The sequence below is a fragment of the Specibacter sp. AOP5-B1-6 genome, assembly GCF_052376555.1.
Classification (GTDB): Bacteria; Actinomycetota; Actinomycetes; order Actinomycetales; family Micrococcaceae; genus Specibacter.
In genome coordinates this window covers 52,307-75,348 of sequence record NZ_JBQSVT010000007.1, presented here as the reverse complement: position 1 = coordinate 75,348, position 23,042 = coordinate 52,307, and the positions used below count along the sequence as shown (strand labels likewise).

General features: G+C 65.3%; 23 protein-coding genes. 10 read left to right on the top strand and 13 right to left on the bottom strand.

From position 1 onward, the window contains the following. The first annotated feature begins 17 nt into the window (after nucleotides 1–17). Entirely contained in the window at nucleotides 18–368 is a 351-nt protein-coding gene (locus tag ACT3TS_RS05220; protein WP_444530434.1) for a PadR family transcriptional regulator, read from the top strand. Next, entirely contained in the window at nucleotides 361–891 is a 531-nt protein-coding gene (locus ACT3TS_RS05215; RefSeq protein WP_444530433.1) for a hypothetical protein, read from the top strand. The genes ACT3TS_RS05220 and ACT3TS_RS05215 overlap by 8 nt, the downstream gene beginning before the upstream one ends. Nucleotides 892–921: 30 nt before the next feature. On the opposite strand, the gene ACT3TS_RS05210 is transcribed toward ACT3TS_RS05215, so the two are convergent. Both ACT3TS_RS05210 and ACT3TS_RS05205 read right to left on the bottom strand, forming a co-directional pair. Further along, the gene (locus ACT3TS_RS05210) at nucleotides 922–1,758 is read right to left on the bottom strand and encodes an MBL fold metallo-hydrolase (RefSeq protein ID WP_444530432.1); all 837 of its coding nucleotides are present in this window, start codon (nucleotides 1,756–1,758) and stop codon (nucleotides 922–924) included. Between the two features lie 110 nt (nucleotides 1,759–1,868). Continuing rightward, complete coding sequence (locus ACT3TS_RS05205; protein ID WP_444530431.1) at nucleotides 1,869–2,345, bottom strand: MarR family winged helix-turn-helix transcriptional regulator; 477 nt, start codon at nucleotides 2,343–2,345, stop codon at nucleotides 1,869–1,871. A gap of 147 nt (nucleotides 2,346–2,492) precedes the next feature. Here ACT3TS_RS05205 and ACT3TS_RS05200 point away from each other — a divergent pair, with 147 nt between their 5' ends. Continuing rightward, on the top strand, nucleotides 2,493–3,428 hold the full coding sequence (locus tag ACT3TS_RS05200) for an NADP-dependent oxidoreductase (RefSeq protein ID WP_444530430.1): 936 nt from the start codon (nucleotides 2,493–2,495) through the stop codon (nucleotides 3,426–3,428). 43 nt (nucleotides 3,429–3,471) lie between these two features. On the opposite strand, the gene ACT3TS_RS05195 is transcribed toward ACT3TS_RS05200, so the two are convergent. The 5 genes from ACT3TS_RS05195 to ACT3TS_RS05175 are packed head-to-tail and all read right to left on the bottom strand — an operon-like array spanning nucleotide 3,472 to nucleotide 9,177. Beyond that, a complete protein-coding gene (locus ACT3TS_RS05195; protein WP_444530429.1) occupies nucleotides 3,472–4,293 on the bottom strand; it encodes an HpcH/HpaI aldolase family protein in 822 nt (273 codons plus the stop codon). Next, nucleotides 4,278–5,063: a 2-oxo-hept-4-ene-1,7-dioate hydratase gene (hpaH, locus tag ACT3TS_RS05190; RefSeq protein ID WP_444530428.1), complete on the bottom strand. Its 786-nt coding sequence runs from the start codon at nucleotides 5,061–5,063 to the stop codon at nucleotides 4,278–4,280. The genes ACT3TS_RS05195 and hpaH overlap by 16 nt, the downstream gene beginning before the upstream one ends. A gap of 12 nt (nucleotides 5,064–5,075) precedes the next feature. After that, a complete protein-coding gene (gene hpaD, locus ACT3TS_RS05185) occupies nucleotides 5,076–6,167 on the bottom strand; it encodes a 3,4-dihydroxyphenylacetate 2,3-dioxygenase (protein WP_444530427.1) in 1,092 nt (363 codons plus the stop codon). After that, complete coding sequence (gene hpaE / locus ACT3TS_RS05180; RefSeq protein ID WP_444530426.1) at nucleotides 6,164–7,666, bottom strand: 5-carboxymethyl-2-hydroxymuconate semialdehyde dehydrogenase; 1,503 nt, start codon at nucleotides 7,664–7,666, stop codon at nucleotides 6,164–6,166. Before hpaE ends, hpaD begins: the two co-directional genes overlap by 4 nt. Then, nucleotides 7,663–9,177 carry a fumarylacetoacetate hydrolase family protein gene (locus ACT3TS_RS05175; RefSeq protein ID WP_444530425.1) on the bottom strand — a complete coding sequence of 505 codons (1,515 nt, stop codon included), beginning with the start codon at nucleotides 9,175–9,177 and terminating at the stop codon, nucleotides 7,663–7,665. Before ACT3TS_RS05175 ends, hpaE begins: the two co-directional genes overlap by 4 nt. Nucleotides 9,178–9,408: 231 nt before the next feature. On the opposite strand from ACT3TS_RS05175, the gene ACT3TS_RS05170 reads away from it, so the two are divergent. Then, nucleotides 9,409–9,900: a DUF2127 domain-containing protein gene (locus ACT3TS_RS05170; RefSeq protein ID WP_444530424.1), complete on the top strand. Its 492-nt coding sequence runs from the start codon at nucleotides 9,409–9,411 to the stop codon at nucleotides 9,898–9,900. Next, nucleotides 9,897–10,820, top strand: a complete 924-nt coding sequence (locus ACT3TS_RS05165; RefSeq protein ID WP_444530423.1) for a ketopantoate reductase family protein — start codon at nucleotides 9,897–9,899, stop codon at nucleotides 10,818–10,820. The genes ACT3TS_RS05170 and ACT3TS_RS05165 overlap by 4 nt, the downstream gene beginning before the upstream one ends. 13 nt (nucleotides 10,821–10,833) lie before the next feature. On the opposite strand, the gene ACT3TS_RS05160 is transcribed toward ACT3TS_RS05165, so the two are convergent. From ACT3TS_RS05160 to ACT3TS_RS05145, 4 genes are all read right to left on the bottom strand, one after another. After that, nucleotides 10,834–12,012 (bottom strand): hypothetical protein, encoded by a 1,179-nt coding sequence (locus ACT3TS_RS05160; protein ID WP_444530422.1) that lies wholly within the window; start codon nucleotides 12,010–12,012, stop codon nucleotides 10,834–10,836. A 124-nt stretch (nucleotides 12,013–12,136) separates the two neighbouring features. Continuing rightward, a complete protein-coding gene (locus tag ACT3TS_RS05155) occupies nucleotides 12,137–13,348 on the bottom strand; it encodes a hypothetical protein (protein ID WP_444530421.1) in 1,212 nt (403 codons plus the stop codon). 268 nt (nucleotides 13,349–13,616) lie between these two features. Further along, on the bottom strand, nucleotides 13,617–14,543 hold the full coding sequence (locus ACT3TS_RS05150; RefSeq protein ID WP_444530494.1) for an NADP-dependent oxidoreductase: 927 nt from the start codon (nucleotides 14,541–14,543) through the stop codon (nucleotides 13,617–13,619). A gap of 87 nt (nucleotides 14,544–14,630) precedes the next feature. Next, nucleotides 14,631–15,818: an alpha/beta hydrolase gene (locus ACT3TS_RS05145; RefSeq protein WP_444530420.1), complete on the bottom strand. Its 1,188-nt coding sequence runs from the start codon at nucleotides 15,816–15,818 to the stop codon at nucleotides 14,631–14,633. A gap of 173 nt (nucleotides 15,819–15,991) precedes the next feature. On the opposite strand from ACT3TS_RS05145, the gene ACT3TS_RS05140 reads away from it, so the two are divergent. Together ACT3TS_RS05140 and ACT3TS_RS05135 are read left to right on the top strand one after the other, a co-directional pair. Beyond that, entirely contained in the window at nucleotides 15,992–16,606 is a 615-nt protein-coding gene (locus tag ACT3TS_RS05140) for a hypothetical protein (RefSeq protein WP_444530419.1), read from the top strand. Nucleotides 16,607–16,676: 70 nt separating this feature from the next. After that, the gene (locus tag ACT3TS_RS05135; RefSeq protein WP_444530418.1) at nucleotides 16,677–17,498 is read left to right on the top strand and encodes a MerR family transcriptional regulator; all 822 of its coding nucleotides are present in this window, start codon (nucleotides 16,677–16,679) and stop codon (nucleotides 17,496–17,498) included. Between the two features lie 15 nt (nucleotides 17,499–17,513). Here the strand turns inward: ACT3TS_RS05135 and ACT3TS_RS05130 are convergent, their stop codons facing one another. Then, on the bottom strand, nucleotides 17,514–18,416 hold the full coding sequence (locus ACT3TS_RS05130; RefSeq protein ID WP_444530417.1) for a hypothetical protein: 903 nt from the start codon (nucleotides 18,414–18,416) through the stop codon (nucleotides 17,514–17,516). A gap of 214 nt (nucleotides 18,417–18,630) precedes the next feature. On the opposite strand from ACT3TS_RS05130, the gene ACT3TS_RS05125 reads away from it, so the two are divergent. Then, a complete protein-coding gene (locus ACT3TS_RS05125; protein ID WP_444530416.1) occupies nucleotides 18,631–19,350 on the top strand; it encodes a queuosine precursor transporter in 720 nt (239 codons plus the stop codon). Nucleotides 19,351–19,462: 112 nt separating this feature from the next. Here ACT3TS_RS05125 and tgt read toward each other — a convergent pair whose 3' ends face one another. Further along, a complete protein-coding gene (gene tgt / locus ACT3TS_RS05120) occupies nucleotides 19,463–20,812 on the bottom strand; it encodes a tRNA guanosine(34) transglycosylase Tgt (RefSeq protein WP_444530415.1) in 1,350 nt (449 codons plus the stop codon). A gap of 182 nt (nucleotides 20,813–20,994) precedes the next feature. Here tgt and ACT3TS_RS05115 point away from each other — a divergent pair, with 182 nt between their 5' ends. After that, on the top strand, nucleotides 20,995–21,309 hold the full coding sequence (locus tag ACT3TS_RS05115; RefSeq protein WP_444530414.1) for a DUF3311 domain-containing protein: 315 nt from the start codon (nucleotides 20,995–20,997) through the stop codon (nucleotides 21,307–21,309). Next, on the top strand, nucleotides 21,306–23,030 hold the full coding sequence (gene mctP / locus ACT3TS_RS05110; protein ID WP_444530413.1) for a monocarboxylate uptake permease MctP: 1,725 nt from the start codon (nucleotides 21,306–21,308) through the stop codon (nucleotides 23,028–23,030). Before ACT3TS_RS05115 ends, mctP begins: the two co-directional genes overlap by 4 nt. The last annotated feature ends 12 nt before the right edge of the window (nucleotides 23,031–23,042 follow it).

Sequence of the window (23,042 nt, the reverse complement as noted above, 5' to 3'; positions counted from 1 at the left end):
TGTATTTTACTAATACCATGTCCAGAATACAGGCCCAGCAGGATGCGCAGGTCATCCGCGCGGCGCTGCCACTGCTCGCCCTCACGCTGATCGGCGACCGGGAATCATATGGGTATGAGATCGTCGAGCGGCTCTCCGAGCTTGGATTGGACGTCAGTACGGGGCTCATCTACCCCGTGCTTGCCAGGCTTGAACGGGACAAGCTCGTCACCACACGTTCCGTCACGTCCATCAGCGGCCCGCCCCGCAAGTACTTCACACTCACCCCTCAGGGGCAGGCTGCGAAAGCTGCGGCAAGCCAGCAGTGGCAGCTTGTGTCCGCCGCCGTCGAAAACGCCCTCACCTTGGAAGGACACTCCGATGACTGATGCAATCCGCATGACCAGCGGCTCGCGGCGGTCGATTCGCGACCGCATGCGAATCGACACTTATCTGCTGCGCCTGGAATGGCATCTCGAAGGGATCTTGCGGGGTGCCGACCGCAAGGCCACGATCGCATCCCTGCGCCAAGAACTTCTGACCGACCCAAGGGATCTGGCCAGTGCACTGGCCGACCTTGGCCCCGCCAGTGTTCTGGCGGCTCGCTACGGTGATGAGGGGGAGCGGCGCCCGCTGTGGTCGATAGGCGTCATCATCGGGGCAATCGCCCTTCTGGCCTACTGGGCTGTATTCCTGTCCTACACGGGAGGGATGCTCGCTGCGGTTGACAGCGCCGCACCCGCGGAGGCGCACTCGGCGTTCCTGTTTGTTGGAGTCGAAGCCTTCTCCAATGCGGAAGCGGTGGGTATTGGCTGGACCGGCGGATGGGCGTGGCTCATCGTGCCGGCAGTCATCATCCTCGTCGCATTCCTTCTGGGCGCAAGAATCTGGAGAGCCTTCCGGCGCCACTGATCGCTCCAGGCGCCAAGGAAAATCAGCGCATCACAACGTATCCTGCGGAACCGTGCCGAGTTGTGAAAAGCCTTGCTCGAAGGCGGAACGCAGCATCCAGTCCGGCCACGGAAGGTCGGCGGCGTGCAACGCCTGGTCGATCGTGTGCCCCGCTTCATGGGAGCCGCGGATGGCGTCGGCCACACTGCGCAGGGTGGAGGCCTGCCGTGTGACGAACGCCCGGTCAACCACCTGGCCGTGCCCCGGAACAATGGCGTCGCCGGGCAGCAGCTCAAGAAGAACCTCGTCCAAGGCGATTGGCCAGTCAAGCGGCCAGCTGCCTGACCCAAACATGGGAGGGCCGGACTCCTCAATCACGTCACCGAGCATCCACGCCCGGACATCCGGCACGAAGACGGCCAAGTCCGTGTCTGTGTGGCCCCGGGAAATTGGCATGCACCTGATGTCACGGCCGCTTGCGGTGAGCGTCGTGGGCCGGTCGATGGGGACGGTGGGCCTGGTCAGCAGAACCTCCTGCCAGTGCTTGTCGGGTTCGCGGGCCGGGTTGGCCTGCCACGCTGCCAGACGTGGCCCCTCGAAATCGGCGTAGTGGGCGGGAATCCGGTGGTGTCCAAAGATCGGAACCCCGAGGCCGGCAAAGACGGAATTGCCGAAACTGTGATCGTAATGCGCATGGGTGTTGATGACGGCAACGATCGGCACGTTGAATCGCTGCGCCACGCCGTCGACGATCTCCCGCGCCTCTGCCGGCGAACCTCCAGAGTCGACAATTGTCAGTCCGTTCGGCCCGATAATGGCCACAACGTTGACATCTGCCGCTTCAAACCTGCTGACAAAGACACCCGCGGCCACTTCATTCCATGACATGTCCTTGATTCTCCTTCGGCTGGTCTGGCCTGATGCCTGGCAGTCGAGCACCATGCAGGGGACGCTCGCAGCCACCCCGCCGCAAGCCCGGGGTTGTTGCGGGGATGCCGTCAGCTGCGGTGCTCAAGTTCTTCCCGGACCGTGCCGGCGATGCGGGCGAGCGCAATACCAAGGTTGCGTTGCTGCGTGCTGCTCAGCGGATCGAACACGAGCTCACGCACGCGGTTCACATGCTCAGGGGCGCTGGCAACGACTTTCTGCATGCCGGTTTCGGTCAGCGTGGCAAGTGTGTACCGCCCATTGTCCGGATCGGGGCTGCGCGTGACCCAGCCGCGTTGCTCGAAGCGGACCATGACCTTGGACATCCGGGGCTGGCTGCTGTCGCATTGGGAGGCCAGCTCGCTCAGGCGGAGGGTGAGGTCCGGGGCCATGGAGAGGCGGGCCAGCACGCTGTATTCGTAGTTCGTCGTCTCGGCGTCGCGTTCCAGCTGGCGATCGAGCAGCGTCGGCAGTGCGATCACGACGGTGAGCAGGTCCTGCCACACCGCCTGTTGGTGCTCATCGAGCCATCGGGGGGAATCGTTCATGACACCAAATGTACCCCAGATTGCTCGGGGTTGACTTGCCAAGGCAAGTCAGGCAGGGTTATCTCAGTTGCCTAGGCAAGTCCCAAGGCGACGTTCGGCCCTCAGTACCGCAGGGCCGTTGATCATAAAAATCGTGAGGAGAGTCCTGTGAAAGCAATTCGCTACCACCAGTTCGGCGGCACCGAGGTCCTACGCACGGAGGAGGTGGAACTCCCCGTTCCCGGCCCCGGCCAAGTGCTGGTGAAGGTCGCGGCAACCTCGTTCAACCCGGTGGACGGCCACATCCGTTTGGGTGTGCTCGCGGATGCCATCCCGACTCCGCTGCCCATCACGCCTGGCCTTGACGTTGCCGGCACCATCGTCGAACTGGGCGAGGGTGTCACCGGGTTCCACATCAATGACCTCGTCATTGGGATGCTCCCATTGAATGCGCATGGCGGTGCCGCGGAGTACGCGGTCATCGCAGCCGAGTTCGTCGCTGCCGCGCCCCGCACCCTGCCGCTGGTCGAGGCCGCGGCACTGCCACTGACCGGGCTCGCAGCCCGGCAGGCCGCCATCGAGCTGGCCGACATCCAGGCCGGGCAGAGCGTGCTCGTCAACGGTGCCGGTGGCGCCGTGGGCAGCATCGTCGTGCAACTCGCCGCCGACGCCGGAGCAACGGTGACGGCCGTTGACGGGCCCCAGCACGCCGACCGTCTGCTCGAGCACGGCGCCGCCAGGGTCGTCGGTCCGCTGGATCTGGACGCGGGCCCAGCCGCCGTTGGGGGGTCTTTCGACGTCGTGATCAACCACGTCCGCCTCGACCCGGAGGGTTTGGCGAAACTGACGGCCTACGTCGCGGACGGCGGCATTGCCGTCAGCTCCGCAGGCGCCGTGCCGGCCGACGAGGAGCGCGCAGTGCGGACAGCGAGTGTCTGGGTTGCGCCCAATGGCGCCCACCTGGCCGACATGGTGTCGCGTCTGGACCAGGGCCGGTTCAAGCTCAACATCGTCGACAGTCGGCCGCTGCAGGAGATGCGTGCCGTGCACGAAGACGCGGAAGGTGGAAGGCTCCTGGGCAAGACAGTCTTGACTGTCGGCTGAGCCAGTGATCGGCTGAGCCGCTGGTCAACCGAGGGGCCGGGCCTCAGCGCCCGGCCGGTGTGCCGTCGTCGTCGGCATCCGTCAAAGCGGGGATGAACGCGGCGGCCAGCCCCTCGCTGCCCCGGGCCAGCAAGGTGACGTCGGCGCCCACCAGAATCAGGTCCGCGCCGGCGTCGAGGTAGTGCCGGGCCGTGGCCTCGGCGAAGGCGTTCACGCCCACCGGCTTGCCCGCCTTCTTCGCCGCCGCAATGCATTGGTCGACGGCGGCCAGCACCTCGGGGTGTCCCTGCTGTCCCAGCCTGCCCAGGGAGGCGGCGAGGTCGGCGGGGCCCAGGAAGATGGCGTCGATGCCGTCCACCGCGAGGATGCCTTCGACGTTGTCCACGGCCTGGGCCGATTCGATCTGCACCATGACGGTGATGGTGTCCTCGGCCCGGGCCAGATAATCCGGAATCCTGTTCCAGCGCGAGGACCGGGACAGCGCCGAGCCAACACCGCGCACGCCGCGGGGCGGGTAATGCGCGGCGGCCACCGCGGCCTCGGCGTCGGCAACAGTGTGGACCATGGGAATCAGCAGCGACTGCACGCCCAGGTCCAGATATTGCTTGATGATGACCGGGTCGTTGACCGGCGGACGGACCATGGGCGTGACGGGGCAGCCGCGCACCGCCTGCAGCTGCGCCAGGATCCCCTCGATCCCGTTGGGGCTGTGCTCCGCGTCGATCAGCAGCACATCCACGCCTGACCCGGCGCAGATCTCGGCCACGAGCGGGCTGCCGGAACACACCCACATGCCCACGAGCGGCCGGGCGGCGGCCGCGAGCGCGTCCTTCAGCGAAGGGTCCGGAGTTACTCGAAGCGGCATGTGATGCTCCCCAGCTTTCCGTAGTCGGCAAAAATGGTGTCTCCGGCGCTGACCCACAGCGGCCGGGTGAAGGAGCCGGCCAGGATGAGCTCCCCAGCTTTGAGCACATCGCCGTGGGCGGCGAGCTTGTTTGCCAGCCAGGCAACGCCATGGCCCGGATGGCCCAGCACGCCGGCCGCCACCCCGGTCTCCTCCACCGTTTGGTTGCGGTGGAGGATGGCGGCAACCCAGCGCAGGTCGACAGCGTCCGGGGCCACCGCGGTGCCGCCCACCACCACCGCGCCCAGGGCGGCGTTGTCGCTGATGGTGTCCACGATGCTGCGGCCCTCCATTTCAATCCGGGAATCGAGAATCTCCAGGGCCGGGGTCACATATTCGGTGGCGCGCAGGACATCGAACAAGGTGGCGCCCGGGCCGCTGACATCTTCCTTGAGCAGGAAGGCCAGCTCCACCTCGACCCGGGGGCGGGTGTACTGCGCCCACTCCAGCGTGGCGCCGCTTTCGAGCACGGCATCCCTGAAGATGACGCCGTAGTCGGGTTCGGTGATGCCGGTGGCCTGCTGCATGGCCTTGGACGTCAGCCCGATCTTGTGCCCGGCCACCAGCCGTCCGGCAGCTTCGCCGCGCTCCCGCCACAGCTTCTGCACCCGGTAGGAGTCCTCCACCGACATCTGCGGATACCGTTTTGTCAGCAGCGGGACGGGCACCCGGGTGTTGGCGGCCTCGACGAGCTCGTCGGCAATGCGCGCAATGGTGGCGTCGTCAAGCATGGGCCTGCCCCCTCACAACTGTCCGCCAAGTTTGAAGCCCCGTTGTTCGGTGGTTGCTCCGGGAGCCGGGCCGCCGCGGGTGTAGGAAAAGCCGTCGGCGCCGACGGTGACGGCCAGCTCTGATATGCCCTCGGGTGAGGTGACTGGCTGCGGGTTGCCATCCAGATCCAGGACGGGGGAGGCATTGGTGTACCAGGACGGGACGACGGGGTTTCCCCACCAGTCCCGGCGCTGGTTGTCGTGGACGTCCCAGGTGATGACGGGGTTGTCCGGATCTCCCGTGTAGTAGTCCTGGGTGTAGATCTCCACCCGGTGCCCGTCCGGGTCCAGGATGTACAGGTAAAAGGCGTTGGAGACGCCGTGCCGGCCGGGACCGCGCTCAATGCGGTCGGAGATCCGCAGGGCACCCATCTTGTCGCAAATCTGGATGATGTTGTGCTTCTCATGCGTGGCAAAGGCCAGATGGTGCATGCGCGGGCCATCGCCATTGGTCAGTGCCGTGTCATGGACTGTTTGCTTCCTGTGCAGCCAGACGGCGTAGGTGATGCCGGCAGAGTCCTGGATCTGCTCGGAGGCACGGAAGCCAAGGTGCTCCAGGTACTGCTGGCCGTGCGGCACGTCCGGGGTGACCTGGTTGAAGTGGTCCAGACGGACCAGTTCACCGGCCGTGTAAAGGTCGTAGCGCTGGGTCAGCCGCTCCACATGGGTGGTCTCGTAAAAGAACTCGTAGGGGAAGCCGAGCGGGTCCTCCACCCTGACGGCGTCGCCAATGCCCTTGACGAATCCGCCGTGGCGGCGCTCGGTGCGGCAGCCCAGCTCCTGGTAATACGCCTCGGCGGCATCCACATCTGCCGGCGTCCGCACCCGGAACGCCGCCACGGCTGCGGCGGCAATGGGGCCCTGCCGCAGCACCAGGTTGTGGTGGATGAATTCCTCCAGCGTGCGCAGGTAAATGGTGTCCGCATCCTCGCAGGTGACGTGCAGCCCCAACACGTCCACATAAAAGTCGCGGGAGGCGGCCAGATCGGTGACCACCAGCTCCATGTAGGCGCAGCGCACAATGTCCGGCGGCGGCACGCTCGGAGTGGGGATGAGCGGGCTCATGGCTGCCCAGCCCCAAACTGGGGTGTGTGGACGGCGCCGAGCGTGATGTGCACGGCCTGCTGGTCCGTGTAAAAGTCGATCGAACGGAAGCCGCCCTCGTGGCCAAGGCCCGAGGCCTTGACGCCGCCAAACGGGGTGCGCAGGTCGCGGACGTTGTGCGAATTCAACCAGACCATGCCGGCCTCCAAATTCTGGGCGAAGGTGTGCGCCCGGGTCAGGTCCCGCGTCCACACGTAGGCGGCCAGGCCGTACTTGACGCCATTCGCCAAGGCCAGCGCCTCGGCGTCGTTCTCGAAAGGCGTGATGGCGACAACGGGGCCGAAGATCTCCTCCTGGAAGATCCGCGCGTCGGGCAGCACGTCGGCAAAGACGGTGGGGGCCACATAATTGCCCGTGTCCAGGCCGGCCGGGCGGCCGCCGCCGGCGAGCAGGCGGCCCTCGGACTTGCCGATCTCCACGTAGGACATGACCTTGGCGTAGTGCTCCGGGTGTACAAGCGCGCCGACCTCAGTGGCGGGATCGTGCGGATCGCCCACAACAATGTTCCTGGCGCGGGCTGCGTACTTCTCACAGAATTCGTCGTAGATGGACCGTTCCACGAGGATGCGTGAGCCCGCCGTGCAGCGTTCGCCGTTGAGCGAGAAAACACCGAACAACGCGGAGTCGATCGCCGCGTCGAAGTCTGCGTCGGCGAAGACCACGCAGGGGCTCTTGCCGCCAAGTTCCATGGACAGGCCCTTGAGGCTGGTGGCGGCGTTGCGGAAGATGGTTTGGCCGGTGGTGGTTTCGCCGGTGAAGGAGATCAGCGGCACGCCCGGGTGCTTGACGAGCGCGTCGCCGGCGTCCTCACCCAGCCCATTGACCAGGTTGAACACGCCCGGCGGGAGCCCGGCTTCCTCGAAAATTCCGGCCCACAGGGATGCTGACAGCGGGGTGAACTCAGCCGGCTTAAGCACCACCGTACAGCCGGAGGCCAATGCCGGGGCGAGCTTCCAGGACTCGAGCATGAACGGCGTGTTCCACGGGGTGATGAGCCCGGCCACCCCGATCGGCTTGCGGTTGACATAGTTGATCTGCGCGCCGGGGACCTTCATGGCGTCGTCAAATTGGGCCACGACCAGGTCGGCGAAAAAACGGAAGTTCTCCGCCGCGCGCTGCGCCTGCCCGCGGGCCTGGGTGATGGGCAGCCCGGTGTCGAACGTTTCCAGTTCGGCCAGCCGGTGTTCCTGCGCCTCGATGCCGTCGGCAATTTTGTTGAGGATCCGGGCGCGCTCGCGGGCCTTCAGATGCGGCCACGGGCCGTCCTTGAAGGCCCGGCTCGCGGCGGCCACGGCCAGGTCGATGTCAGCCTGCTGTCCGGCCGCGGCCGTGGCGTAGTTGCTGTTGGACACCGGATCCAGCACGTCGAATCTCTCCCCGCCGTCCGAATCCACATGTTTGCCGTCGATGTAGTGCTGGATCCGGGCGGGGAGATTGTCGGGGATGAAATGACCGGTCATGGGGCATCCGCTCCTTCTGCCGGGCTGCCGGGCCCCGGGTTGGGACGTGGGGACACCTGTGGCCGGCCGGCCGCCCACTCCGTGAACCTGGCCCGCCATTGCTCATCCATGGGGAAGAGCCCTTCCACGCTGTGGCCCTGCGCGACCATCTCGGCGATGAACGTTTCCTCGTGTTCCTGGGCGATGGCGGCGTCCGCCACTTCCTCCGCGCACGACGGCGGGATGACCAGCAGCCCGTCAGCGTCACCGACAATGATGTCGCCGGGCTGGACGGTCGCCCCTCCGCAGGAGATGGTCATGTCCGTGTCCCACGGGATGTGCCGCCTGCCCAGGACGGCAGGGTGGGCGCCGGCGTGGAAAACGGGCAGGTCCAGGGCCGCGACTTCGACACTGTCGCGGATGCCGCCGTCGGTCACAACGGCCGCGGCGCCGAGGACCTGGGCCCGCAAAGCCAGGACGTCGCCCAGGGTTCCCGCGCTGGGATCCCCGCGGGCCTCCATGACCAGCACCTCGCCGTCGTGCAGGGAATTGATGATGCGCTTTTGCGCGTTGTAGCCGCCGCCGTGGCCGGTGAAGAGGTCCTCGCGGTTGGGCACGAAGCGCAGGGTGCGGGCGGGGCCGGCGATGCGCACGCCGGGCCGGGTGCTGGCCAGGCCGTCGATGCTGACGTTGTTCAGGCCGCGGCGGCGCAGCTGGGAGCTGAGGGTGGCTGTGCCGACGCTGGTCAGTTTGCGCCGGAGGTCTTCGCTGAGGCCGCGGGGCGGCAGGCCGGCAGCCTCGGGGGAGCCCCAGGCGTCGATGCGGTCGGCGTTGGTGCTGCGGGGGCCGTTTCCATAGACAGCCATGGGTGTCCGGCCCTGGACCACGGAGGTGCGCAACCGGCCGGTGGACAGGCCCGATGCCGGTTCGTCGACTTCAACCTCCATCACGTCCCCGGGCACGGCGACGGAAGATCCGGCAGGAGTTCCCGTGAGAATGACATCCCCGGGTTCCAACGTCATCAGCTGGGACAGGTCCGCCACGATCTGGCTGAACGGGAAGAGGAGGTCCGTGCTGCTGTCGTCCTGGACAAGTGCCCCGTTGAGCCAGGTACGGATGCGCAGGCCTGCGGGGTCCACTGTTGCGGCCGGGATGAGGCCCGGGCCGAGAGGAGTGAAGCCGTCGCCGGATTTGGAACGGACGTTGGAACCTTTGTCGGCATATTTGAGGTCGTACACGCCCAGGTCATTGGCCGCCGTGATGTGCTGGACGTGGGACCAGGCTGCTTCGGGGCTGATGCGGCGCCCGGCGGTTCCAATGACGAGGGCGATCTCGCCCTCGAACGCCAACAGTTCGCAGCCTGCCGGACGTTCAACGCCTGCCTCGGACAAACTCAGCGAGGACGTGGCCTTGAGGAAGTAGGACGGCAGGGCGGGTGTGCGTCCGCGCTGCTCGGCTCGGGAGCGGTAGGCAATATGCACGGCAATGACCTTGCCTGCCTGTTTGAGCGTGTCTGCTGAGACCTGTTCCACGAACCACCCCGGTTTGACGGTTGCCGTTGACTGCTGCTGCGGCCAGGTGCGGCCGCGGCGCCAGCATGATCCACCCGCGGACGGGGGACCATGTACGCTCAAGCTTCCGCTGCCACCGCCGCCGCGTCAACCAAAGCGCCCAAGCAAAGCGCCAGGGCCGGGCTGCCGTTAGTTCCCTGCCGCCTCGAAACTTTGAGTGTTACGCTCCACAGGGACGGGGCGGGAGGGCCGATGAAAGCAGCACGCAAGTCCGACTGGTGGGACAGGTTCTTTTACGTCGCCATCATTTTCAAGGGCCTTGACGGCGTGCTGGAACTGCTGGGCGGCACGCTTCTGCTTTTTGTCGCCCCGGACAAGATCAAACAGCTGGCCGTGCTCATTACCCAGCCGGAACTGACGGATGACCCCAACGACTTCATCGCCAACCACATCCTCCAGGGGACCGCCGGACTGACCGACCATGTGGTGCTCTTTGGCGCCATCTACCTCCTGGCACACGGCATTGTGAAGGTCGTCCTGGTCACCGCCCTGCTGCGCCAAAAAATGTGGGCCTACCCGTGGATGCTCGCGGTCCTCATCATCTTCATCCTGTACCAGCTCTACCAACTGAGCCTGACGCCGTCGGCCGGCCTGGTGGCGCTGACCGTGTTCGATATCCTGATAGTGGTGCTCACCTGGCACGAGTACCGCCGGCACCGTGCGCGAAGAATAGGAACGGCATGAAAATTCTCATCGTTGGGGCAGGGGCCACGGGCGGCTATTTTGGTGCCCGGCTGGCCGAGGCCGGGCGGGACGTGACGTTCCTGGTCCGCGAACAGCGTGCGGCGTTCCTGAAACAGCGCGGGCTGCGTATTGCCGGTCTGGAGCGGGAGCTGCGCATCGAGCCAAGGGTGCTCACGGCGGGGCAGCTGGGTGGGACGTTCGACGTCGTTCTTCTCACCGTGAAGGCTGCCGGACTTAAAAACGCGATCGCCGACCTTGCCGCAGCAGTTGGGCCCGACACGTTGATCGTGCCGTTCCTGAACGGCATGGCCCACATGGATGCGCTTGCGGCGGCGTTTGGCGCGGACAAGGTGCTGGGCTCGGTGGTGCACCTGGTGGGCACAATCAACGGCGACGGTGACATTGCGATCTTGCAGCCGCTGGCACGCTGGACCCTTGGGGAGCAGGGCGGCGGCACTTCTGCGAGGTTGGAGCGGCTCCTGGCCGAGGTTGCCGTGCCCGGAATTGACGTCGTCGCTGCGCCCAACGGGCTGGATGCGGTGTGGCAGAAATGGGTTTTCATTGTTGCGGCGGGTGTGGTGACGTGCTTGATGCGCGGGCCTGTGGGCGATCTTGCCGAGGTGCCCGGTGGCGAAGCATTTGTCGCGGAGGTGCTGGCGGAGGTCTCCATGGTGTCAGCGGCGGCCGGATTCCCGGTGCCGGAGTCGGAGCAGGCCAACACGCTGGCCTTTCTCACGCAGCCCGGCTCAACGTTCACGTCGTCGCTGTACCGTGACGTCGCCGCCGGGCTGCCGAACGAGGGCGAGCACATTGTGGGGGACTTCGCCCGCCGCGCCGCTGAACTCGGGGTGGCTGTGCCGCTGATCAACTTGGCGCTGCTGCAGCTGCGTGTTCACGCAGCAGGCATGGCCCGCCGGTAGACAGAGGCCCGACTCATCCGTCGGTCGGGCTCGCCGCAATCACCTTGTCGAGGCTTTCCAGCACCGGAGCCAGCGCGCTGCGCAGGGACGGAGGCACTGTGGTGTCGGGGCCCTCTTCCACAAGTCCGGCCGTGGTCAGGTTTTTGATCGATCGATCTATCGCCAGCGCCCACCACCGGCTGTCATGGAGGGTGTGGATGGATTCATCGTGTTCAAAGGGGATGGGCAGATCGGGCCTGGCGGATGCGGCAACGGCCAACAACCGGCCGACCGCGACCACGGTGGAACGCGGGTGAACAAAGTCGTCGTAGGGGACGATCTCGTCATGGAACAAGCAATAAGCCAGCTCGGCCGTCTTCTGCGGTGCCAGGGCGGGGGCTGCAAGGAAGGCCTTGCCCGCTTTGGTCAGCTCAATCTTTTTCCCACTGACCTTGAGCAGCTTGATGTCAATCAGCGCGCGCCAATACTGCATCAGGCGAGGCACATGCGCCATTGAAGTGACAGCTCGAACGGCATCCGGGTCGGAGGACGGCAGCTCAAGGCGTGCACTCCCCACGGAATTGACTTCCACGCAGGCGGCGGCCTCGGCAATGTCCTTGCGCCGCAGCATGCCTGTCGCAGTCAGCTCCCGGCCGTCGCCGATCCAGCGCAACAGTGCCACAGCCCAGCTCACATACTGCCGCCCGGCACGGTCAACACCGGCGGCAGCCTGATCCATTCCCTCGTGGTGGACATAGTCCGCCAACTCCCGGGCGGGCGGTTCGAAGACTCCTTGGTCAGCCAACGCCACCAGCTGCTGCAAGTCCGCCGTCGGACCTGTCCACAACTGCATCGACAACAGGAACTTCAGGTACGCGCCCAGGGCGGTGCACATGGCCACGCGCATTCCAGGGTGGAACCTCCCGGCATCCGCAAGTATTTGAGTGGTCAGGTCAACGTCCAAGGCCCTGGCATCCGGGACACCCACGCTGGCCGAGTAGTTCCTGAAGAAGTTCATCAAAAGGCTGGACAGGCGCTCCCGCTCCCCGGGATCCACACCGGCACGGCCCAGCCAATCGTGGAAGGCCGGCAGCAGCTTTTCCACGGAGCGGTGTGCAGCGGCGTCGGTGAAAGACAGCACCTTGTTGTCGCTGGCCGCTTTGGCGGGGTTGCCGAAGCGGGACTTCTTGGACTTGCCTGGCTTCTTGGCCACAGAGTTCCTTTCGGTCAGAGTGAGTGGAAGCAGCCCAATCGTGGCTGTTTGGTGGGCGCATCGCACGCCCCGATGCCTGGCGCGGCCTCTTTGGCGAACGCCGCGTCACTGGGGCCCAGCGGCGTCACTCAGATGCTGGCGCGGCCCCCGGGCCAACTGCGTTGACCGGCAAGTCATCGCTGAGCATGTCAAAGACGTCCGCCCGGTAGGCCGGCGGGACCTCGATGAATGCCCCGACGGTGACCAATCCTTCTTCGGCCCAGTGCGCGATGTTTTGGGCAATGGCCAGGAGATCCGGGTGCACAGATTCGGGGTCTTCCAAGGCCTGGATCATCGGCGCCGATGAGGGTGGGGCAACAGAAGAACACTGGGTCAACCAATCCGACATTTCCAATTGCCAGTATTCGTAGTCGGCATCTTCGGAGCCTGCCAGCGTGACCGTGAAAATGAACAGGCCGATCAGCTCTCTCATGGTCTCGATGATGTCGTCCTCGTCAGCCGAAGAATCAACCACCGGCTTCGTGACGAAAACCTGCGAATCGTCGATGGTGATCAGGCCCGCCACATCCAACATTTCCCAGTACAGGGTAAGCCGTGCGGCGTCGTGATCTGCGGGAGTGGTGAAACTCGCGGCGTTGCCCAGCATCCCCAAACCACTGTGGGTCAGTGTTGCCGCGCCTTCTTCAGCGGCTTGGAGCGTGTGGTGCCCGGTGACATCCCTGCCATCCCCAATCCAGTCGAGCAGCGCCATCGTGTTTTTCCACAATGGAGTGTTCAAGACTGTCGCCAGGATTTCCTCCTGCGTCAGTTCCGGGATGTAGACGTCGGCGAATTCGTAATCCTCCGGCGCCAGGAAGTCCTCTTCCACGTCTGCCCGGTCAACGTCTGTCGGGTCCACGTCCCTGCCCGTCCGCTGGAGCTCAGCCTGGACCGCCGCGAGGTCCTCAGCGGATCCCGTCCAGAGCTTTGCATGAGCCAGATAGTCCACATAATCCCGAACGCCGGCACGCAGGGTCAGCACGCCCAGCGGATTGGCATGGGCCGTGACCTCCATGACCTCCTGTACTGCTGCGGGAACCAGCGCCATGGGATCGGTCTGGGGTTCAATGATGCGGTACATGTCAAAGAAATCGTCCACGATCATCAAGCTGGCATCGATCGATTTGTCCGGCCGGCCCTGCGCCTCCAGCCAGGCCACAAATCCCGGCGACAACGACTCCATGGCCCGCTGCAGCCGCGAGTCCGCCGACGATACGACCGTCCTGCCGCGCGCAGCAGTGTCGGCGGCAGCCTTGGCCGGGTTGCCGAAACGGGACTTTTTGTTCTTCGGGGCCACAGGGTTCCTTGCGGTCATCGGGACGGGACCCCTTAACCGTAGCCGCAGCCGCCCTCAATGACGTTCTCACAGCGCGGGTCCGCACTACCGGTCCTCACGGCAGGGGTCCGCAAAGGACGACGGCGCCGCCCGCCTGCCGACGCTCTCGCACCTTTGGCTGCTTTCTGGCCAACGCTCTCGCACTCGCTGCGAGCGCGTTGGCCAAAAACGCACCATTGCTGCGAGAGCATTTGGTGGGACGGGAGGCAGGGGCCTGCTGCGACGGTTGTCAGCTTGTGAAGGGAGTGAGCACGATCTTGCCGCTGCCGTGGCCGGACATGCTCGACTCGAAAGCCTGGGCGGCTTCCTGCATCGGGAAGGTTTCGGCCACATCCACGCTCAGTGTGCCGTCCTCGACCAGCGCGCTCAACCGTTCCAGTTCGCGGGCGTCGGGTCGAACCCAAATGTAGCGGCCGCCGTGCTCAGCAACAGTCCAGTCGGCGATGGAGGCCTGCCTGCCGCCTTCCTTGAGCAGGGCCAGGGTGTCCTCGAGGACGCCGCCGGCGAAATCGGCCACGGCATCCACACCGTCGGGCGCCAGCGCCCGGACGCGCTCCTGCAATCCGGCCCCGTATTCAACCGGTTCGGCGCCAAGTTCACGCAGCCGGGGATGGTTTTTGGCCGATCCGGTGGCAATGACGCGGGCCCCCGCGTGGGCTGCCAACTGGATGGCCGTGCGGCCCACGCTTCCGGAGCCGTTGTGGATCAGCAACGTCCGGCCGTCGAGGGGCCCCAGGGCATCGATGGTGCGCTGGGCCGTCAACCCCGTCAGGGGGAGTGCCGCGGCTTGTTCCCAGGACAGGGAGCTGGGTTTGTGGGCGACAATTGCTGCCGGCAGGGCGACAAGTTCGGCAAAAGTGCCGCCCTGGACGGTGTCGCGGCGGCCATAAGAGTAGACCTCGTCGCCCACCGTGAAATCGGGCGTGTCAAAGCCGACAGCCTCGACGACGCCAGCCACGTCCCAGCCCGGGATGACAGGGAAGTTCACGTCCATCAACCCGTCGAGGCCGCCCGACATGATCTTCCAATCAACAGGGTTGACCCCTGCGGCCTTGACCCGGATCAACACGGCACCGGGTGCAACCTTCGGTGTTGGGCGTTGCGTTTGTGCCAGTACGTCGGTGCCGCCGTAGCGTGCGTAGCTCATGGCCTGCATGGTGGAACTCATGGTGGTGGTCCTTTCGTTGCGCTTTCGGGCTTCACCACGTCCAACCGCCGGCGCCGGCCGAAGATTCCCGCCTGGCTAAAGTTCCTGCGCCCGTTCCTTCGCCCGCGCCAGCGCCCGCTCCGCCCGCTCTTCCCAGCGTCGATGTGCCGCGGCATCCAGGGCCGCCTCGACCCAGCGGCCCATGCCGGCGTAGGCCTGTGCGCGCACCGCGGGCGGGGACAGAAACACGTCGTGGAACGCCCCGGGAATCCTGTGCAGCGTCACCAGAGACCCCAGATCAAGGGCCCGCTTGGCGACGGTGTCAACGTTCAGCACCACGTCGGCCGCCAGGGCGCTGGATGACCACTTCGGCTGCAGGTAACTCTTGTCCGAGAGCATGACCAGCACCGGCATCTGCAGGCCCAGGCCCCGGGCCACCTGCGCCTGCCCCTGAAACACGGCGTTTAAGAACGACGGCGTGACGGGGAACCCACGGTCGGGCCGCCACGTGGATTCGTAGTCCCACTCGCCGTCGAACCGCTTGGAAACGGCCCGCGTGTAAAACCCCGGGTCGATGCCGGGCAGCGGCGCCAGCGGCTTGAATCTTGTCCGCGCCTGGATCAGCGGGGCAACCATGGCCCGGCCCACCTCGCTGGCCTGGAACTCAAGCCAGGGACTGTTAAGCACGACGGCGGCTGCCGCACCCGGGTGCCGCGCGGCCCACAGGCTCAGCGTCAGCCCGCCCGTCGAATGCCCCAACAGCACCAGCGGACGCTCGCGCACGGGTTCGTGATGCTCTTCCTCCCGTTCCCTGCCGGTGAGGGCGTCAAAGGCGGCACTGAGCCGGTGCCGGGCCTCTTCCAGGAAAGCCGACTCAAAGGTCTGCTGGTCCGCGGCCGCTTCGGCGGCAGGCTGCGCCATCACCTCTTCGGCGGCCCCGCTGCGCCCCATGGCTGCAAGCGCGGCGGCGATATCGGCGTCGTACTCGGTCAGGGAGGAAACCTTCCCGGGCACCAGGCCCGGACGCAGGCTCCGCCCGTAATTGTGCAGGTCAAGCGCGTAAAAGTTCGCCCCGGCACGGTGCCAAAACTCGGCAAGATCCTGTTGGAAGAAATAGTCAGACCAGCCGTGGACGTACAGGACGTCGGCGCCGGCCAGGGCTGAGGACGGCCACCGGGGCGCGTCGCCCGCGTACCGCACCAGCGTGGCCGGCGAGGATGCCGGCAGGTCCAGGGTGAGCTGTTCAAAGTTTGGGCCGAGGACATCCTGCTGCCATGAGGTCATGGCTCGATGGTAGCGGCTGCCGCCGATCTGCGGGCGCAATGCTGCGGTGGCCACCGGAATTCGTGGCTGGATGGTCCGGGTGTGCCTATGCTTGGTTTGCGCACTCGTGCGGCCTGCGTCCGCGACCGTCCGGTTTTGCGGGAGTGCTGGCACGCTGAGAAAAGGATGAGGACATGGCCATCTGGCAGGATGCATTTCACGACTGGGCCCGGGCCTGGGCCGCATTGCACGACGTGGATTCCGGCGTGGCCGGTGCCGTGGTCACGATGGGGGCCCAACACGTCATGGTTTGGCCCGGTGGGGATGATGCCGCCCAGGCCGCACCCGCGGCCTCCGGCGGTGAGCTGCTCCTGGTTACGGTTGATCCAGCGGGGGCTGCGGACTTCGCCACGACGAAGGGGTTGCGCCCCACCTCCCGGAACGTGCTGCTTTGCGCTGAGACGGAGAGTCTCGATTTGGTCCCACACCTGCCCCCTGACGCCTACCTCGCGGCCGCCCCCATGGAGAACTATGACCTCGTTGAGGTGGCGCTTTTTGACCGGCCGGTGGCCAGCGGGCGCCTGAGCCTTGGGGAGGAACTGGCTGTTATAGCGGCCTTGGTTGTCGACGAGGGGCATGCGGAGCTGGAGCACGTGTTCGAACAGGCAATGGTTGCGGGGCTGGGGGAGGAGGCGTTCACCCATGGCGCCGACACCCTGTACCTGATCGCCGGCGAAGAGCAGGCGGAACGCTTTGCCGCCGGTGAAGGCTGGACCAAGGTGGCGGACATCCTCGGCTTCAGCAAATAGCCGGCCGGGCGCAGGTGGGGAACCGGGGCTGGACCCTGACACGGTGTGAGGCGGTAAACCTGAAGATGTCATGTTTCAAATAGGAGATTTCGCCAGGGCCGGCCGGGTGTCGGTGCGCACGCTGCACCACTATGACGCCATCGGATTGCTGCGTCCTGCCCGCGTTGATTCCACCGGGTACAGGCTCTACGAGGCCACGCAGCTCGCGCGGCTGAACCGCATCGTGGCGCTGAAGAACCTTGGTTTCACCCTGGAGACCGTGTCCCGGATCCTGGACGAGAACCTGGGCGCCGGGGAATTGCGCGGCATGCTGCGCTTGCGCCGCGGCGAGCTGGCTGACCAGCTTGCCGCCGACACGGTCCGGCTTGCAGCGGTCGAGGCGAGACTCCGCGTCATTGAAAGAGAGGGCGTCATGCCTGAATACGAAGTCACCATCAAGTCCCTGCCCGCGCTCCGGCTCGCTGAGCTTTCGGCCGAGGCGGAGAGCTTTGAGCCGTCGTCGATCAGCCCCGTCATCCAGCCGCTGTACGGGCAGCTGTACGCGTCGCTGGAGGCCGCCGGGATCAAGCCCACCGGCCCCGGTGTCGCCTATTATGAAGCGCTCGACGGCGGCCGCGTCCGCGTGCATGCCGGCGCCCAGGTGCCCGCAACCGTCCGCGACGGGGCGTTCGACGTCGTTGAACTGCCGTCGGTGGGGCAGGCTGCGACGCTCATCCACCGCGGTGTCATGGACAATGTCATGCCGTCGGTGCAGGAGCTGGCACGGTGGATTGACGCCAACGACTACACCTCAACCGGGCTGAACCGGGAGCTGTACCTCGACTACGGGATGGGTGCAGACCCCCAGCAGTGGGTCACCGAGTTGCAGGAGCCCGTTGTCACCAAGCAGTGAGGGCCCGGGTTGGGCTCACGGTTGGGGTTCCAGCATGAGCCGCTTGTTTTCCTCGAAGGCCGCGGCCGTGTGCTCATCGAAGGCTGTGCAGTTGCGGCCCACAAGTGCTTCCACGGCGGCCTCGATGCGGGGCGTTTCAGCGGGCTGGCCGGCCTTGATCCGGCCCTTGGCATCCACCACCACATAGCCCCATTCGTACAGGGCGTCGCAACCCAAGGCGCAGGTGAGCATGGCATTGTGCTCAAAATCCATGCGCTCTTCGTCGTTGCTTCGGGTGCGGGGCTTGATGTGGCCGGCGATCAGCAACCGGGCCGGGTAGTGCTCCCCGCAGATGGCGCAGGGGGCGGTCATGCGCCCGCGCAGCAGGTTCTTGCGCAGGTGGGCCTGTTCGAGGCGGATGGTGGTCAGGGTTTTTTCGTCGGGCTCGTCGGCGCCCCAGGTGCTGCCGGGCAGGCCGCGGAGGCTTGTTGCCGAGGACTGCGGGGCCGTGACGCCGGCTTCCGCGAGGAGTTCCTGGCCTTCTTCGGCGGTGAGGGCGGAAAGGTAGCGTTGTTGTGGTTTTCCTGCCGCGTTGAAGGGGCCGGGTTCGCCGACAGCTGTGATGTCGGCAGCACGTTCGCGGTGCAGCTGCAGGTTTTGTGCCAGTGGCTGGGTGCGCACCAGCCAGCCCTGCCCGGGCTCATCGACCTGTTGCTCGTAGCCTTCAGGGCGCGGGCTGTCCTCCCATGTTTCCGAAACCACGCTGACAGCCCTGACATAGGGACCGAAGTAGTTGAACACGACATCGCCCTTGCGCAGGTCCTTGATGAGCTCCCCGGAGCCGTCAGCGGCGCCGTGGGGATTCCGGCACCACCACAGGGTGCCGTCGTTGATGGCTGATTCGTAGTTGCGGCCGTGACTGACCCACCAATAATTCATTTCAGAAACTCCCAGCTTCACCTGCGTTGCACTTGGCGTTCCATTTCAGCCTAACGCTTCCAACGCCCGTGTGGGCAGAAGATCCCGGACATGGCAGAATAAGGGGTGGTCCGGGTGCAGACGGGCCCAGTGATAATACAGCCGACCGGCCAGGCCTCCCCGCGGGGCCCCGGTATGAGCGAACCACTTAAACAAAAGAAATTTGAGACTCATCATGTCCCCGCTGCAAAGCAATGCTTCGGCAACCCCGCTTAAGAACACTGCCGTCCCCACCTTCGCCGCCGTTGGCAGCCCCTACTTTGGGATCTTGCTGGCTGCCATGGCCGTCATCGTCATTCTTTCGAACATTGGCGCGTCCAAGGGCGTGCTCATTGGCCCGATCGTGACCGATGGAGGGTTCTTCCTGTTCCCGTTCGCCTACATTTTGGGCGACGTGATCAGCGAGATCTACGGGTTCAAGGTGGCCCGCAAAGCGATTTTGACGACCTTCGCCCTCTCGATTTTTGCGTCCCTGTGCTACTGGGTGATCATCGTCCTGCCCGGCTTCACCGATGATTACGGCGTGGCAAAACAACACGCCATGGAAGACGCGCTGGGCCCGGTGCCGCAGATCGTGCTGGCCAGCCTCCTTGGATTCCTCGCCGGACAAACCATCAATTCCTGGATCATGGTCCGGCTCAAGGCCCGCCAGGGCGAGCGGAAGCTGTGGGCGCGGCTCATGGGGTCCAGCGGTGTGGGCGAATTCGTTGACACCCTGATCTTTTGTGCCATTGCCGCCCCGGTCATCGGGATTGTGGGCTTCTCGATGTTCGCCAACTACGTCGTGGTGGGCTTTGTCTACAAAACCGCGGTGGAGTTCCTGTTCATCCCCATCACCACATGGGTGATCCGGTGGTTCAAGCGCCACGAACCGTCCTACGTGGCGTCCGCCTGAGCAGTGCTTCGCGGCCGGCACCGTTTCGGCGGGTGTTTGCGCAAAAAGCGGGTGGTCTGCCACCCGCCGATTGCGCAACCACCCGCCGAAGTTGTAGAAGGACTGCTGGCGCTTACCGTTTCGGGTAGTAGCGGCGCAGCGTTTCGGCCTTGAACTCGAAGAACGTGCCGTCCTCAATGGCGAGGCGGGCGTCGTCGACCATTTTCACCACAAAGCGTTCGTTGTGGATGGAGACCAGGGTGGAGGAAACCATTTCCTTGGCCTTGAACAGGTGGTGGATGTAGGCGCGGGTGTAGTTTTCGCAGGTGTAGCAGTCGCACTCGGCGGAGAGCGGGCCGAAGTCGCGTTTGTATTTGGCGCCGGAGAGGTTGAAGCGGCCGTCCGGGGTGTAGAACGCGGAGGTGCGGGCCACCCGGGTGGGGGAGACGCAATCGAAGGTGTCGGCGCCGTTTTCAATGGCCGTGAAGATGTCGTCGGGTTCGGAGATGCCGAGGAGGTGGCGCGGCTTGTCCTCCGGCAGTTCCTCGGAGCACCAGCGCACAATGGTGCCCAGGTTTTCCTTCTCCAACGCCCCGCCGATGCCAAAGCCGTCGAAGTTCATTTCGCCGAGATCGTGGGAGGCCTTGCGGCGCAGGTCCTCATATTGGGCGCCCTGGATCACGCCAAACAACGCCTGGTAGGGCTTGCCGCGGCGCTCTTCGGTGAGTTTGAAGTGTTCGGCGATGCAGCGCAGCGCCCACAGCCGGGTGCGTTCCAGGGACATCTCCTGGTAGCCGCGCGAGTTCAGCAGCGTCGTGAGCTCGTCGAAGGCGAACATGATGTCGGCCCCGATCTGGTGTTGGACCGCCATGGAAACTTCGGGCGTGAAGCGGTGCATGTCCCCGTTCAGGTGCGACTTGAACCAGACGCCGTCGTCGTCAATGTGCGCCAGGCGCTCCTTGCCCACGGCCACCGAATCGTCGGCCCCGGCGTGCGGGGACGCGGCTGCGGCGTCCATGTTGATGACCTTCTTGAAGCCTGAACCCAGGCTCATGACCTGGAATCCGCCGCTGTCGGTGAACGTTGGGCCCTGCCAGTTCATGAACTTGCCCAGCCCGCCCGCGGCGTCAAGAATGTCGGCGCCGGGCTGCAGATACAGGTGGTAGGCGTTGGACAGCAGCGCCTGCGCACCCAGCTCGTCCATGGCCTCCGGCAGCACCGCCTTCACCGTTGCCTTGGTGCCCACGGCGATGAACGCCGGGGTCTTGATGGTCCCGTGCGGGGTGGTGATGACGCCCGTGCGGCCCTGGAATTTTCCGCCGTTGCGTTCGATGGCGCCGTCGTCGGGCGTGCAGGTGTCGTTCAGGCGCGTGGTGACCGCAAAGCCGAATTCACTTTGTGACGCCGGGGCGCCGGGGGTGGAATGCGGCTCGGTGGTGTGTCCTGGCGCGATGAGGTCCGTGACGGTTTCTGGGGTGGGCATTGTTCCATTTTGCCAGTTTTTGGGAACCGCCACGACCGCACCGCAGCAGGTGGCGTCAGGGACGGCCGGGGCGGGAGCTGTCCAAAGGTTTTTTCCCAGATGTCTATCCGTGGATCCCCGCTTGTCCTTACCATGAGCAAGTCAGGAAATTTCGAGGAATGCAGGGCCCAAAGGAGCCGCTCATGTCCGCCACGAATGTCACCCACGATTCCCCCACCCGGGGTCCGGCACGCCCGCTGCCCTATGTCATCAGCGGAATCCTGCTGTTGGCGGCCGTTGTCATGCCGCTCGCCGTACCCATGTACGCGCACGCCGATCCGCCGCTTTTCGGGTTCCCGTTCTTCTTCTGGTATCAGATGCTTTGGGTGCCAATCTGCGCCATTCTGATCGGCATCTGCTACAAACTGATGACGGCCGAGGACAGGCGCCGCCGGGCTGTTGCCCGTGACCAGGCCGGCCGCAAGGGCAGGCACGACGCCGGAGGTGGGGCCAGGTGAGTGCCGCACCTTTTGCGGTGGTCGGTTCGGTGGCTGGTTCGGTGGGCATGGCCCCCGCGACGGCCCGTGGCGTTGACGTGACGGCACTGATCGTCGTCGTTGTTTTGTTTGTGCTGGTGGGTGTGCTGGGATTTTACGCTTCGCGCTGGCGCAAGGCGGGCGCCGACGGTCTGCATTCCCTGGACGAATGGGGCCTGGGCGGCAGGAGTTTTGGCACGTGGATCACGTGGTTCCTGCTCGGCGGCGACTTGTACACGGCCTACACGTTTGTGGCTGTGCCGGCGGCCATGTGGGCTGCGGGTTCCGTGAGCGGCTTCTTCGCCGTGCCGTACACGATTGTCCTGTACCCCATTGTGTTCCTGCTGATGGCCCGGCTGTGGTCGGTGTCCAAACGCCACAACTTTGTCACGACCGCGGACTTTGTGGGCGGGCGGTACGGCAGCAAACCGCTGGCGCTCGCCGTTGCCCTGACCGGCATCGTGGCGACCATGCCGTACATTGCACTGCAGCTGGTGGGCATCAAGGCCGTGCTGACGGTGCTCGGCGTGGGCAGCGCCGACAATTGGTTCCTCAACGACCTGCCGCTGATTGTGGCGTTTGTGGTGCTTGCCGCCTACACCTACACCTCAGGCCTGCGCGCCCCGGCCATGATCGCCGTCGTGAAGGACGTGCTGATTTACCTGGCCGTGATTGTGGCCATCATTTACCTGCCGCAGAAATTTGGCGGCTGGGAGCACATTTTTGGTGCGGCCCAGGACAAGATGACCACGGTCAACCCGGCCACCGGCAAGGTTCCGGGCCCGTTCATTCCGGGTGCCGACAGCTACGCTGCCTATGCCACGCTGGCGCTGGGCTCGGCCATGGCGTTGTTCATGTACCCGCATTCCATCACCGGGGTGCTGGCCACCAAGAGCCGAAACACCATCCGCAAGAACGCCGCGGTGCTGCCGCTGTACTCCCTGGTGCTGGGTTTTCTGGCACTTCTGGGCTTCATGGCCATCGCCGCGGGAACCAATCCGGTGGAGCTGGACGGCAAGACCATCAACCCGCAATTGGTGGTTCCGCAGTTGTTCCTTGACAACTTCCCGTCGTGGTTTGCCGGTGTTGCGCTGGCCGCCATTGCTGTGGGCGCCCTCGTGCCCGCGGCCATCATGTCCATTGCGGCCGCCAACATGTTCACCCGCAACATTTACAAGGAGTACGTCAGGAAGGACGCCACGCCGCGGCAGGAAGCAAAGGTGTCCAAGGTGACCTCGCTGGTGGTGAAATTTGGTGCGTTGATCTTCGTGATTGGCATGGATGCATCGACCGCCATCAACATGCAATTGTTGGGCGGCATCTGGATCCTGCAGACATTTCCGGCGATCGTAGCCGGGCTCTACACGCGCTGGCTCCACAGATGGGCGCTGCTGGCGGGCTGGGCGGTGGGCATCGGCTATGGCACCTGGGCCGCGTACAGCGTGGTCAACCCGGTGACCCACGCGCACTTTGGCGGTTCCATTGCCGCGATTCCCGGCACGAACACCAAGGTGTACATCGCCATCACGGCGTTTGTGCTCAACGCGGTGGTCGCCGTGGTGCTCACGTTGGTGTTTCGGGCCCTGAAGCTTCCGGACGGCAAGGACATCACCAAGGCCTCCGACTTCGGTGCCGACGAGGACGACCCCGAGGTCTCAACATTTGCCGCCAAGGGGGTGGACGGGACCGGGCCGGTTGTTTAGCCCGGCCCGGGC